Source organism: Pseudonocardia sp. SID8383, assembly GCF_009864975.1.
Classification (GTDB): Bacteria; Actinomycetota; Actinomycetes; order Mycobacteriales; family Pseudonocardiaceae; genus Pseudonocardia; species Pseudonocardia alni.
Window position 1 is genome coordinate 1 of the sequence record NZ_WWFY01001100.1, and the last position, 540, is coordinate 540.

Genomic DNA, 540 nt, shown 5'->3' on the forward strand with positions numbered 1-540 from the left:
CGAGGTCACCCTCGCGGCCTGCGACGTCGCCGACCCGGCGGCGGTCGCGGAGCTGGTCGGCGCCGTGCCGGCCGCCCACCCGCTGACCGCGGTGGTGCACACCGCAGGGGTACTCGACGACGCCACCGTCGGCTCGCTGGACGCCGCCCGGATGGACCGGGTACTGCGGCCGAAGGCCGACGCGGCGTGGCACCTGCACGAGGCCACCCGGGACCTGCCGCTGGCCGCGTTCGTCCTGTACTCCTCGGTCGCCGGGATCACCGGCGGCCCCGGCCAGGGCAACTACGCGGCCGCCAACACCCTGCTCGACGCGCTCGCCGCGCATCGCGCGGCACACGGCCTGCCCGGGCTCTCGCTGGCCTGGGGGCCGTGGTCGGCCGACGCCGGCATGACCGGCACCCTCGACGCCGCCGAACGGGAGCGGCACGAACGGTCCGGGATGCCGCCGCTGCAGCCCGCGCAGGGCCTCGCCCTGTTCGACACCGCCCTGGCCCGGGGCGACCGGTTCGCCGTCGCCGCCCGGTTCGCCGCCGGGGCCGG

Annotated in this window: 1 protein-coding gene; it reads left to right on the forward strand. The window is 78.5% G+C overall.

The window, feature by feature from the left end:
- Window positions 1-540 (forward strand): KR domain-containing protein (locus GTW08_RS26485; protein ID WP_161152683.1); only part of this gene is annotated, 540 nt, incomplete at both ends.